Origin of the sequence: Lentzea fradiae, assembly GCF_900100955.1 — a bacterium.
In the GTDB taxonomy this organism is placed as follows: Bacteria; Actinomycetota; Actinomycetes; order Mycobacteriales; family Pseudonocardiaceae; genus Lentzea; species Lentzea fradiae.
Genome location: NZ_FNCC01000002.1, coordinates 432,319 through 444,617 on the forward strand (window position 1 = coordinate 432,319; position 12,299 = coordinate 444,617).

General features: G+C 69.3%; 10 protein-coding genes. 9 read left to right on the plus strand and 1 reads right to left on the minus strand.

The genetic code is table 11. The features are described 5' to 3' along the window. Positions 1 to 11: 11 nt before the first annotated feature. From nuoH to BLT23_RS06190, 8 genes are read left to right on the plus strand one after another with little or no spacing between them, the layout of a single operon-like run. Positions 12 to 1,313: an NADH-quinone oxidoreductase subunit NuoH gene (gene nuoH / locus BLT23_RS06155; protein WP_090046901.1), complete on the plus strand. Its 1,302-nt coding sequence runs from the start codon at positions 12 to 14 to the stop codon at positions 1,311 to 1,313. A 2-nt stretch (positions 1,314 to 1,315) separates the two neighbouring features. Then, entirely contained in the window at positions 1,316 to 1,846 is a 531-nt protein-coding gene (gene nuoI, locus BLT23_RS06160; RefSeq protein WP_090046436.1) for an NADH-quinone oxidoreductase subunit NuoI, read from the plus strand. Beyond that, positions 1,843 to 2,694 (plus strand): NADH-quinone oxidoreductase subunit J, encoded by an 852-nt coding sequence (locus BLT23_RS06165; RefSeq protein ID WP_425434349.1) that lies wholly within the window; start codon positions 1,843 to 1,845, stop codon positions 2,692 to 2,694. Before nuoI ends, BLT23_RS06165 begins: the two co-directional genes overlap by 4 nt. Further along, positions 2,691 to 2,990 carry an NADH-quinone oxidoreductase subunit NuoK gene (gene nuoK / locus BLT23_RS06170; protein WP_030473209.1) on the plus strand — a complete coding sequence of 100 codons (300 nt, stop codon included), beginning with the start codon at positions 2,691 to 2,693 and terminating at the stop codon, positions 2,988 to 2,990. The genes BLT23_RS06165 and nuoK overlap by 4 nt, the downstream gene beginning before the upstream one ends. 10 nt (positions 2,991 to 3,000) lie before the next feature. After that, positions 3,001 to 4,938: an NADH-quinone oxidoreductase subunit L gene (gene nuoL, locus BLT23_RS06175; RefSeq protein ID WP_090046438.1), complete on the plus strand. Its 1,938-nt coding sequence runs from the start codon at positions 3,001 to 3,003 to the stop codon at positions 4,936 to 4,938. After that, the gene (locus BLT23_RS06180; protein WP_090046441.1) at positions 4,935 to 6,503 is read left to right on the plus strand and encodes an NADH-quinone oxidoreductase subunit M; all 1,569 of its coding nucleotides are present in this window, start codon (positions 4,935 to 4,937) and stop codon (positions 6,501 to 6,503) included. The genes nuoL and BLT23_RS06180 overlap by 4 nt, the downstream gene beginning before the upstream one ends. Before the next feature lies 1 nt (position 6,504). Then, positions 6,505 to 8,079 carry an NADH-quinone oxidoreductase subunit NuoN gene (nuoN, locus tag BLT23_RS06185; RefSeq protein WP_090046443.1) on the plus strand — a complete coding sequence of 525 codons (1,575 nt, stop codon included), beginning with the start codon at positions 6,505 to 6,507 and terminating at the stop codon, positions 8,077 to 8,079. Positions 8,080 to 8,098: 19 nt separating this feature from the next. After that, entirely contained in the window at positions 8,099 to 9,100 is a 1,002-nt protein-coding gene (locus BLT23_RS06190; RefSeq protein ID WP_090046445.1) for a polyprenyl synthetase family protein, read from the plus strand. Positions 9,101 to 9,109: 9 nt separating this feature from the next. Here BLT23_RS06190 and rarD read toward each other — a convergent pair whose 3' ends face one another. Further along, a complete protein-coding gene (rarD, locus tag BLT23_RS06195; protein ID WP_176946620.1) occupies positions 9,110 to 10,033 on the minus strand; it encodes an EamA family transporter RarD in 924 nt (307 codons plus the stop codon). A gap of 146 nt (positions 10,034 to 10,179) precedes the next feature. On the opposite strand from rarD, the gene BLT23_RS06200 reads away from it, so the two are divergent. Then, complete coding sequence (locus BLT23_RS06200; protein ID WP_090046447.1) at positions 10,180 to 12,261, plus strand: sunset domain-containing protein; 2,082 nt, start codon at positions 10,180 to 10,182, stop codon at positions 12,259 to 12,261. Positions 12,262 to 12,299: the final 38 nt, after the last annotated feature.

Consider the following 12,299-nt stretch of genomic DNA (forward strand, 5'->3'; position numbering starts at 1 on the left):
TCGCGGCGGAGATCGGCGACACCGCCGAGCTCCTGGCGGACGACCCGATCTGGCTCGTCCTGATCAAGGTCGTCGGGATCTTCGCGTTCCTCGTGGTCATGACCCTGTTCATGATCAACTGGGAGCGCAAGGTCGTCGCGCGCATGCAGCACCGTCCCGGCCCCAACCGGGTCGGCCCGAACGGCTGGCTGCAGTCGCTCGCGGACGGTCTGAAGCTCGCGTTCAAGGAGGACATCCGCCCGGTCCTCGCGGACAAGTGGGTGTACTTCCTCGCCCCGGTGATCTCCTGCATCCCCGCGTTCCTCGCGTTCTCGGTGATCCCGATCGCCGGCAAGGTCAGCATCTTCGGCGAGGAGACCGCGCTGCAGCTCGTCGACCTCCCGGTCGGCGTGCTCGTGGTGCTCGCCTGCTCCTCGATCGGCGTCTACGGCATCGTCCTCGCCGGCTGGTCGTCCGGGTCGCCGTACCCGCTGCTCGCGGCGCTGCGCTCGGCGGCGCAGGTGATCTCCTACGAGATCGCGATGGGCCTGTCGATCGTCGCGGTCATCATGTTCACCGGCTCGATGTCGACCGGTGACATCGTGGGGGCCCAGGCGAGCACGATCCTCGGGTTCGCCCCCGCCTGGTTCGGCCTGCTGCTGTTCCCGAGCTTCGCGATCTACGTGGTGGCGATGGTCGGCGAGACCAACCGCGCGCCGTTCGACCTCCCCGAGGCCGAGTCGGAGCTGGTCGGTGGTTTCCACACGGAGTACAGCTCGCTGAAGTTCGCGCTGTTCTTCCTCGCCGAGTACGTCAACATGGTCACCGTCTCGGCGCTCGCGACGACGCTCTTCCTCGGCGGCTACCACGCCCCGTGGACCGGCGACTTCCTGAACACCGGCTGGTGGGGCCTGCTCTGGTTCATCCTCAAGACGCTGGCGTTCCTCTTCCTCTTCATCTGGCTGCGCGGCACGCTCCCCCGCCTGCGCTACGACCAGTTCATGAAGCTCGGCTGGAAGGTGCTCGTCCCGACCAGCCTCGTCTGGATCATGGCCGTCGCGGTCATCCGCACCGGCGCGATCCAGCAGCTCTCCACCGCGCAGCGCCTCATCGCGCTCGGTGTGGTCGTCGGACTGGTGCTGCTGGTGTCGTTCCTGCTGCCCGACAAGAAGGTCGCGGACACCAAGGGCGTCCCGCTGGCCGGCTCCGGCTTCCCGGTGCCGCCGCTGGACCTCGCCGTCCCCAAGGCAGCGCCCAAGCGCAAGGTCAAGGTCGCCAACATCCCCGCTGACGACACCGCGAAGGCAGTCACCACCGGTAAGGAGGCTGAGTAGGGATGTTCGAGTCCCTGAAAGGCTTCGGAGTCACCTTCGGCACCATGTTCAAGAAGGTGGTGACGGAGGAGTACCCCGAGGTCAAGAAGGTGACCGCGCCGCGGTTCCACGGCCGTCACCAGCTGAACAGGCATCCGGACGGGCTGGAGAAGTGCGTCGGCTGCGAGCTGTGCGCGTGGGCCTGCCCCGCGGACGCGATCTTCGTCGAGGGTGGCGACAACACCGAGGAAGCGCGCTTCTCGCCCGGTGAGCGCTACGGCGCCGACTACCAGATCAACTACCTGCGCTGCATCGGCTGCGGCCTGTGCATCGAGGCGTGCCCGACCCGGTCGCTCACGATGACCAACGAGTACGAGCTCGCCGACGACAACCGCCAGGACCTGATCTTCACGAAGGAGGACCTGCTCGCTCCGCTGCTGCCCGGCATGGAGCAGCCGCCGCACCCGATGCGGCTCGGCGACAACGAGCAGGACTACTACGTGAACGGCCCGCAGCTCGCGAAGGCGGCGGAGACGAAGGAGGCCGGCGCGTGAGCCTCCTCGTGAACCTGCTGGCGCAGCAGCCGGAGCCCGTGCAGCGGGTGGTCGACGAGGTCACCACCGGCGAGGCCGTCGCGTTCTGGGTCCTCGGCCCGCTCGCGCTGGCCGGAGCGCTCGGCATGCTGTTCGCCCGCAACGCCGTGCACTCCGCGCTGTGGCTCGTCGTCACGATGCTCAGCCTCGGTGTGCTCTACATGGTCCAGCAGGCGCCGTTCCTCGGCTTCGTGCAGATCATCGTCTACACCGGCGCGATCATGATGCTGTTCCTGTTCGTGCTGATGATGGTCGGCAGGGACAGCTCGGACTCCGTCGTCGAGGTGATCCGCGGGCAACGGCTCGCGGCCGCGCTGCTCGGCATCGGGTTCGCCGTGCTGATGGTCGGCTCCGTGGCCCGCGCGCTCACCTCGGTCGAGCCCGCCGGTCTCGCGGAGGCCAACGCCACCAACGGCGGCAACGTCGGCAACATCGGCCAGGAGATCTTCACGGACTACCTGTTCCCGTTCGAGCTGACCTCGGCGCTGCTGATCACCGCCGCCCTCGGCGCGATGATCCTGGCGTTCGTGGGCCGCGACGGGAAGCCCGCGCGGAAGACGCAGAAGGAACTGGTCGAGGAGCGCTTCCAGGACGGCACGCGGGTCGGGTCCATCCCCGGTCCCGGCGTCTTCGCCACCGCGAACTCGGTGGCCACCCCCGCGCTGCTGCCCGACGGCAGCGTCGCGGAGGAGTCGCTGTTCGACGTCATCGAGGCGACCGACAGGTCCGTCCTGACCGACGACGTCGCCGAGGTCGCGGGCACCGGCGACCAGCCGGACTCGCGCGCGCTCAAGGGAAGTGAGTCGTGACTCCCACGTACTACCTGCTGCTGTCGGCACTGCTGTTCAGCATCGGCGCCGTCGGCGTCCTGGTGCGGCGCAACGCCATCGTGGTGTTCATGTGCGTCGAGCTGATGCTCAACGCGGTCAACCTGAGCCTCGTGACGTTCGCGCGGATCAACGGCTCGCTCGACGGCCAGGTGATGGCGTTCTTCGTGATGGTCGTCGCCGCGGCGGAGGTCGTCGTCGGCCTCGCGATCATCATGTCCATCTTCCGCACGCGTCGCTCGGCCTCGGTCGACGACTCGAACCTGCTGAAGTACTGAGGGGTCACCGGTGACGGAACCTGTTGTCGCCAGCGGGGTCGCGAGCTTCGCCTGGCTGCTGTTGGCGCTGCCCGCGTTCGGCGCGGCGGTGCTGTTGGTCGTCGGCAAGCGCGCCGACAAGTGGGGCCACCTGCTCGGCAGCGGTGTGCTGCTGGCGTCGTTCGGCTACGCCCTCGCGTTGTTCTTCTCCACGCTCGGCGTGTCGAACCCCGAGGAGCGGGTGCAGAACCTGCACCTGTGGAACTGGGTCGACGTCAACGCGCTGACCGTCGAGTTCGGACTGCGGCTCGACCCGCTGTCGCTGACGTTCGTGCTGCTGATCACCGGTGTGGGCTCGCTGATCCACATCTACTCGGTCGGCTACATGGCGCACGAGGAGGGCAGGCGCAAGTTCTTCGCCTACCTCAACCTCTTCGTGTCGGCGATGCTCCTGCTGGTGCTGGGCAACGGTTTCGTGACCCTGTACTTCGGCTGGGAGGGCGTCGGTCTCGCCTCGTACCTGCTGATCGGCTGGTACCAGTACAAGCCGGAAGCCGCCTCCGCGGCCAAGAAGGCGTTCCTGATGAACCGCGTCGGCGACCTCGGTCTCGCCATCGCGATCTTCCTGATGTTCAACCGGCTCGGGACCACGCAGTACACCGAGGTGTTCGGCCGCGTCAGCGAGTTCTCCTCCGCCGAGGTCCTCGCGATCACGCTGCTGCTGCTCCTCGGCGCGTGCGGCAAGTCGGGCCAGTTCCCGCTCCAGGCGTGGCTCCCCGACGCGATGGCGGGCCCGACCCCGGTCTCCGCCCTGATCCACGCGGCGACGATGGTCACCGCGGGCGTGTACCTCATCGCCCGCTCCAACCCGCTCTACAACCTGAGCGAGGACGGCCGTCTGGTCGTCATGATCATCGGTGGCGTCACGCTGCTGATCGGCTGCATCATCGGCTGCGCCTACGACGACTTCAAGAAGGTCCTGGCGTACTCGACGGTCTCGCAGATCGGCTACATGATCCTCGCCGTGGGCCTCGGCCCGATCGGCTACGCGCTCGGCATCATGCACCTGCTGACGCACGGCTTCTTCAAGGCGGGGCTCTTCCTCGGCGCCGGTTCGGTCATGCACGGCATGAACGACGAGGGCAACATCCGCCGGATGGGCGGGCTCTACAAGTTCCTGCCGATCACGTTCGTCACGTGGACCCTCGGCTACCTCGCCCTGATCGGCATCCCGCCGTTCGCGGGCTACTTCTCCAAGGACGCCATCATCGCGGCGGCGTTCGGCGCGGAGGGCTGGCGCGGGTACGTCTTCGGCGGCGTCGCGCTGCTCGGCGCCCTGCTGACCGCGTTCTACATGACGCGCCTGCTGATCCTGGTCTTCCTGGGCAAGCCCCGCTGGAAGGACCTCAAGGCGGAGAACGGCAAGGAGTACCACCCGCACGAGTCCCCGCTGACGATGACCATCCCGATGATCATCCTCGCGGTCGGCTCCGTCGCGGGCGGCTGGTTCCTCTCCTCCGGCGGCCGCCTGGCCGGCTGGCTGGAGCCGTCGCTCGGCGAGCTGCAGGAGTCGCACGGCGTCCTGTCGCACGGTGTGGTCGGCATCCTGACCGTCGTGCTCTCGCTCGTCGGCGCCGGTCTCGCGTTCCTGCTCTTCGGTCGCCGTCCCCAGCCGGTCGAGCGTCCGGAGCGCGTGTCGTTCCCGGTGCGCGCGGCCCGTGCGGACCTCTACGGCAACGCGCTCAACGAGGCGCTCTTCGCGCGGCCGGGCACCTGGCTCACTCGCGCGCTGGTGTACCTCGACCTCAAGGGCGTCGACGGGGTCGTCAACGGCACCGCGGCGCTGCTCGGTGGTAGCTCCGGCCGGTTGCGCAGGCTGCAGACCGGGTTCGTCCGCTCCTACGCACTGTCCATGCTGCTGGGCTCGATCTTCGTGCTCGGGGCGCTCCTGGTGGTGAGGTTCTCGTGACCTGGGTTCTGATCGCACTGCTGGTGGTGCCGCTGGCCGGCGCCCTGGTGGTGGCGTTCCTGCGCAAGAACGACCGCACGGCCAAGCTCGCGGCGCTGGCGTTCTCGCTCGTCGAGCTCGTGCTCGCCGTCCTGCTGTGGACGGCCTACGACCCGGACGGCGACCGCATCCAGCTCGCCACCGGCGTCGACTGGATCCCGGCGTTCGGCGTCCGGCTCTCGTTCGGCATCGACGGCATCGCGCTGGTGATGATCGCGGTCATCGCGCTGCTGATCCCGCTGGTGATCGGTGCCGGCTGGACGGAGAAGCTGCCCGCCGGCCGTTCGCAGGGCGGGTACCTCGCGCTGATCCTGGTGCAGGAGGCGGTGACGGTCGCGGTGTTCGCCGCCACCGACGTCTTCCTGTTCTACGTGCTGTTCGAGGTCATGCTCATCCCGATGTACTTCCTGATCGGCGGCTACGGCGGCGCGCGCAGGCAGTACGCGGCGGTCAAGTTCTTCCTGTACTCGTTCCTCGGCGGCCTGATCATGCTGGCCTCCGCGATCGGCGCCTACGCGATGGCGTCGGACGAGCTGGGCAAGGGCACGTTCGACTGGGCGACGCTCGTGAAGGTGGTCAGCGACGCCGACTCGACGACGCAGACCTGGCTGTTTCTCGGCTTCTTCCTGGCGTTCGCGATCAAGGCGCCGCTCGTGCCGTTCCACACCTGGCTGCCCGACGCGGCCGCCGAGGCGCCCATCGGCGTCACGGTGATCGTCGTCGGCATCCTCGACAAGGTCGGCACGTTCGGCATGCTGCGCTACCTGCTGCCGATGTTCCCGGAGGCGTCGAAGAACCTGGCGCCGTACGTGCTCGTGCTCGCGGTGGCCGGTGTCCTCTATGGATCGCTGCTCGCCACGGGCCAGCGGGACATGAAGCGGTTCCTGGCGTACGTGTCGATCGCCCACTTCGGCTTCATCGCGCTCGGCATCTTCGCGTTCACGTCGCAGGCGGGCGTGGGCTCGGTGTCGTACATGCTCAACCACTCGATCTCGACCGGCATGCTGATCCTGGTGATCGGCATGGTGATCGCGCGCGGTGGCTCGTCGCTGATCTCCGACTACGGCGGCATGTCCAAGGTGGCCCCGCTGCTCGCGGGCATGCTGCTGCTGTCCGGTCTGACCACGCTGTCGCTGCCGGGCACGAACTCGTTCGTCTCCGAGTTCCTGGTGCTGATCGGCTCGTTCCCGACGCAGCCGGTCTACACGATCCTCGCGACGATCGGCATGGTGCTCGCGGCGCTCTACGTGCTGTGGCTCTACCAGCGGATGATGACCGGCCCGCTGCGCGGCGACGCCCTCGTGGGCGCGGCCGCGGGTCCGGGAGCCGTCGGCGACCCGGAGACCAAGACCACGATCGGCGACCTGAACAAGCGCGAGATCGCGGTGCTCGCACCGCTCGTTGTCATCGTGCTGGCCCTCGGGTTCTACCCGCAGCCGGTGCTCGACGTCATCACCCCGACTGTCGGGGCGACGCTGACCGAGGTCGGCGTGACCGACCCGGTCTCCGTGCAGGAAGGCAAGTGACGTGAACCTTCTCGTCGCTCAGGCGCAGCAGATCGAGGCGCCGGAGATCCACTACGGCGCCATCGCGCCGGTGCTGATCGTGCTCGGCGCAGCCTGCGTCAGCGTGCTGCTGGAGGCGTTGCTGCCCAAGCACCAGCGGTGGGCGGTGCAGCTCCTGCTGTCGCTGCTGACGCTGCTCGGCGCCACGGCGGCGCTGGTGCTCTATGTCACGGCCGACGACGTCCCGGCGCAGGGGGTGGCGACGCTCGCGGGCATGCTCGCGGTGGACACCCCGGCGTTGTTCCTGTGGGGCACGCTGCTGGTGCTGGCGTTCGGGTCGATCCTGCTGATCGCCGACCGCTCGGTCGAGCCCGGCGGTGTGTTCGTCGCCCAGGCCGCGATCCGTCCCGGCACCGTCCAGGACCGGGCGCAGGCGACGAAGACCGGGATGCAGACCGAGGTCTTCCCGCTCACGCTGTTCGCTCTCGGCGGCATGATGACGTTCGTCGCCTCGAACGACCTGCTGACGATGTTCATCGCGCTGGAAGTCCTGTCGCTGCCGCTGTACCTGCTGTGCGGCCTGGCTCGCCGCCGTCGCCTGCTCTCGCAGGAGGCGGCCGTGAAGTACTTCCTGCTCGGCGCGTTCGCGTCCGCGTTCTTCCTCTACGGCGTGGCCCTGCTGTACGGCTACGCGGGTTCGGTGAAGCTCTCGGCCATCGCGACCGCGGCGGCCGGCACGGACCGCTCCGACACGCTGCTGTTCGCGGGCTTCGGCCTGCTGGTGGTGGGCCTGCTGTTCAAGGCGTCCGTCGGCCCGTTCCACACCTGGACCCCGGACGTCTACCAGGGCGCGCCCACGCCCGTGACGGCGTTCATGGCGGCGTGCACGAAGGTCGCCGCGTTCGGCGGCATCCTGCGCGTGCTCACCGTGGCGTTCGAGAACACCCAGTGGGAGTGGCGCGGCGTGCTCTACGGCGTCGCCGTCGTCTCGATGGTGATCGGTGCTGTGCTCGGTCTCACGCAGACCGACGTGAAGCGCATGATCGCGTACTCGTCGGTGGCGCACGCGGGCTTCCTGCTCATCGGTTCGATCGCGCTCGTGCCGGACGGCGAGGGCGTGAGCGCGACGATGTTCTACCTGCTCGCGTACGGCTTCACGACGATCGCGACGTTCGGCATCGTGTCGCTGGTCCGCAACTCCGACGGCGAGGCGACGCACCTGTCGCAGTGGGCAGGGCTCGCGAAGCGGTCGCCGATCGTGGCGGCCACCTTCACGTTCCTGCTGCTCGCGCTCGCCGGCATCCCGCTGACGTCGGGCTTCATCGGCAAGTTCGTCGTGTTCAGCGCGGCGATCGAGGCCGGTCTGACGCCGCTCGTGGTGATCGCGCTGGTGGCCTCGGCCGTCGCGGCGTTCTTCTACCTGCGGGTGATCGTGCTGATGTACTTCAGCGAGCCGGCGGCGGACGGCCCGACCGTCACGGTGCCCGGCGCGTTCACCACGATCGCCATCACGCTGGGTGCCGTCGTGACCCTGGTGCTGGGTCTGTGGCCCACGTTGGTGCTCGAATGGGCGGGTACCGGCACCTTCCTCAGCTAGGTGTACGTAGGCTGCTGGTGTGACCAGTAGCGAGCATGAGGGACCGGGGTTCGCGTTGGTGGACCCCGTGCTCACCGAGGTAGTCCAGGGCGGCCTGGCCGAGGTGGAGCGCAACCTGCACGACGTCGTGCAGAGCGAGTTCCACCCGGTCACGGAGACCTCGCTTCACCTTGTGGAGGCGGGCGGGAAGCGGATCCGCCCGCTCTTCACACTGCTCGCGTCGCAGTTCGGCGCCGAGTGGGACCGCGAGAAGGTCATCAAGGCGGCGACTGTGGTGGAGCTCACCCACCTCGCCACCCTCTACCACGACGACGTCATGGACGAGGCGACCATGCGGCGCGGCGCGGCCTCCGCGAACGCCAAGTGGGACAACAGCATCGCGATCCTGACCGGCGACTTCCTGTTCGCGCACGCGTCACGGCTGACCGCCGACCTGGGGACCGACGCGGCGCGGATCATCGCCGAGACCTTCTCCGTCCTGGTGACGGGCCAGATGCGCGAGACCGTCGGGCCGAAGCCCGGCGAGGACCCGATCTCCCACTACCTCACGGTGATCGCGGAGAAGACCGGTGTGCTGATCGCCACCGCGGCGCTGTTCGGCGGCATGTTCTCCGACGCGACGGACGAGCAGGTCGACGCCCTGCGCGCGTACGCGGAGGTGATCGGGGCGGCGTTCCAGATCTCCGACGACGTCATCGACATCGCGTCGCCGTCGGTCGAGTCCGGCAAGACCCCGGGCACCGACCTGCGCGAGGGCGTGAAGACGCTGCCGATGCTCTACGCGCTGGCCGACCCGGCCGAGACGCGGCTCGCCGAGCTGCTGGCCGGTCCGATCACCGACGACGCCCTGGTGGACGAGGCGCTCGAGCTGCTGCGCAAGTCGTCCGGAATGGACAGGGCGCGCGAGATCCTCGACGAGTACGCGGACCGCGCCCGCACGGAGCTGGGCAAGCTGCCGCCGTGCCCCGCGCGTGACGCCCTCGAAGAGCTGGCGACCTACTGCGTGGCCCGCTCCCGGTAGCTCCGCTCCTCAGACGACCGGCGCGGGCACCTGCCTGCGCCGGTTCCGCAGCGCGTCGAACGTGAAGACCGCCAGGGCCAGCCACACCAGGACGAACCCCGCCCACCGGCTGGCCGGCATCGGTTCGTGCACGACGAACACGCCCCAGGCGAACTGCAGGATCGGCGCGAGGTACTGCAGCATTCCCATGGTGGTCAACGGGATCAGCCGCGCGCCCGCGCTGAACAGCAGCAGCGGGATCACCGTGACGATGCCGGTGCTGATGAGCAACAACGTGTGGCCGGTGCCCTCGCCCGTGAACGTGTTCGCGCTGCCGAGCGTGAACAGGTACACGAGCGCGATCGGGGTGATCACGGCGCCTTCGGCGGTGAGGCTGGACACGGCGTCGAGCGGGACCTTCTTCTTCAGCAGGCCGTAGACGCCGAACGAGCACGCCAGGACGAGCGAGATCACCGGAAGCCTGCCGTAGTCGACGGTGAGCACGATCACAGCGACGACGAGCACGCCGATCGCGATGAACTGAGCGAGACGCAATCGTTCCTTGAGGAAGATCATGCCTAGTGCCACGCTGATCAACGGCGTGATGAAGTACCCGAGGGCCGACTCGACGACGTGGCCGCTGTTGACCGCGTAGATGTACGTCCCCCAGTTCACCGTGATCAGCACGGCGGCCGCGGTGACGATGAGCCAGCCTTGTCCAGACAGCTCTACCAGAGGACGCCAGCGCCGCAGGAGCAGGACGGCGACGGCGAGTGTGACGAACGACCAGACGATCCGGTGCGCGAGAACCTCGATCGGCTGGGCGGGTACGAGGAGTGGCCAGTACGCCGGGAACAGTCCCCAGAGGACGTAGGCGAATGCGCCGTAGGTGATCCCTCGCCCCTGGGTGTGAACTTCTCGCGAAGTGATGGCAGAGGTTGTCGGAGAGGGCACAAAATCCCACTCTACGCTGGGCTTTCCACTGGTCGTTTGCACTGACCGGCGTAGTGACGGAGCATCATCGAAGGCACTGTAGTTTGGCCGTGCTCACCCTTCCGGGTGAGTGGGGTCGGAGTGTGGTCGTTAGAAGGGGCTTACCCGTGAACATCTTCGGGCAGGTCTGGCTGTGGACGCTGCTGGCCTTCGTCGCGGGGGTGGTCCTCACCCAGGTGGTGCTGGTGCGTCCCGCGCGCCGGCGCATAGCCGACCTCGAAGATCAACTTCGTGAGGCGCGCACGCCGGCACCGCCGGCCGCCTCCCGGGATCGTGTCGACGACGACTTCCAGATCGACGAGTGGGAGGACTCACCGCCGCGGTCGCTGACCGACGAGGTCCTGGCGCCCCCGCCCGTTCCCGCACCCGCCCCGGCGCCCGCGCCGTACGCGGAGCCGCCCGCCTACTACGGCGAGCCGGTCAAGGTGCCCGCGCCCGTCCCGGTGCCGCCTCCCGTCCCCGTGGCCGAGCAACCCGTTCCCGCGCCCGCTCCCGCTCCTGTCGAGGAGTACGAGGACTACGAGGAGGAGCGGTCGACGCCGGTCCGGCAGTACCTGGACCCGGAGGAGTCGCAGCGCCGGTTCGAGGAGCAGCTCGCCGAGCAGCAGAAGGCCCAGGCCGACGACGACCGCCCGCGCTCGCTGTTCGAGCGCCTCGGGCCGGACGGCGGCGAGACCCCCGCCGAGACCCCGGCGGAGATGACGACGGTCCTGCCGCGCTCCGGCTTGCAGCCCGCGGACTTCGACGACGAGCCGGAGCTGCCCGCCGAGCAGACGTCGTACGTCCCGGCGGTCGAGCCGGTCGCCGAGGTCGGCGAGCCGGTGACGAAGCCCACGGCGCCGCCGGAGGTCGACGAGCCCGCCGACGACTTCGTCTACCAGCCGCGCGAGGTCTGGGCAGAGGAGGAGCAGGAGACGTTCCTCGACGAGGCCGCCGAGCAGGAGGACGAGCCCGCGGTCACGCGGTCCGAGCAGACCACGTACCTCGAGGCCGACAGGGGCACCTGGCCCGACAACGACCTCACCGGGGAGTTCCCCGGGATGCGCGACGAGATCTCCGGCCAGCTCGACGGCTTCACCGAGCCGGAGGAGCCCGCTGAGCAGACCGGCCTGATCGAGGTCGTCCCCGCCGACGAGGACGCCGAGGACGCCGTCCGCGAGTCGACGCTCGCCCAGGAGCAGGCGTTCACCGAGCCGGACGCCGACGAACGCCAGGCGGGGGAGCACCAGGCGGGGGAGATCGAGGAGTCCCGCTTCGACGAGGCCCCGTTCGAGGAGTCCGCAGCCGCCGAGCAGGAGTCCGCGCCCGCCCACCGCGAGCCGGAGCTCCAGGAGTTCGTCGAACCGGAGCCCGCGCCCGAGGTCTTCGAGCCCCGGCACGCCTACACCCAGCCGTTCATCACGCCCGGCACGCCGCCGCCCGCTCCGTTCTCGGCGTTCGAGCCGCGCACGGAGGTCGAGGAGACTCAGGAGCGCACGCCGCGCGCCGTCGGTGCCGCGTTCTCGCACGGCACCGAGAACGCCGAGGTCAAGGAGCCGGAGCCCGCGCCGAAGCCGGACCGTTCGCGCTCGCTCTTCGAGCCGCTGCTCGACGCCGACGAGCCGCTGCCGCCCCTCGGCCAGACCCGCCAGCTCCCGGAGCCGACCGACGAGCAGCCGTTCGTGCCGAAGTTCGTGCCGAGCGACGAGCCCTTGCTCGCCGCCCCGCCCGAGCCGGAACCCGCGCCCGTCGCGCAGACCGACCTGCCGCAGCGCGTGACCGAGGCGGGCCTGCCGATCCGCGAGGCCCGGCGCACCACCCAGCAGCGCCAGCAGAGCTTCCCGGCGTTCCAGGCGTTCGAGTCCCCGAAGCCGGAGGCACCGGCCGCGCCCAAGCTGCCCGCCCGTCCGCGCCCGGTCGGCTTCTCGCCGTCCACCGGCGGCCGCCCCAACGGCAGCACGCCCGCGCAGGGCTCGTCGGCCCGCTTCCAGCAGCCGGAGGGCTTCAACCCGCGCTCGCCGTTCGGTCCCGGCTCGGTGCTGCCCAAGTCGGACGGCCACGCACCCGCGCCCGACTTCGCGGTGAAGGCGACGCTGACCGGTCGCCGTTACTACACCGAGGGGTCGTCGCACTTCGGCGACACCCGCGCCGACGTGTGGTTCCGCACCGAGGCCGACGCGGAGAAGGCCGGGTTCCGCCCGGCGCCGTGACCGCGTTCCGGAACACGGAGAAGGCCCCCGCCGAGCTC

Bases quoted from the DNA above. Each gene is read 5' to 3' on its own strand.
- nuoI (WP_090046436.1), top strand. From the start codon at position 1,316: ATGTTCGAGTCCCTGAAAGGCTTCGGAGTCACCTTCGGCACCATGTTC.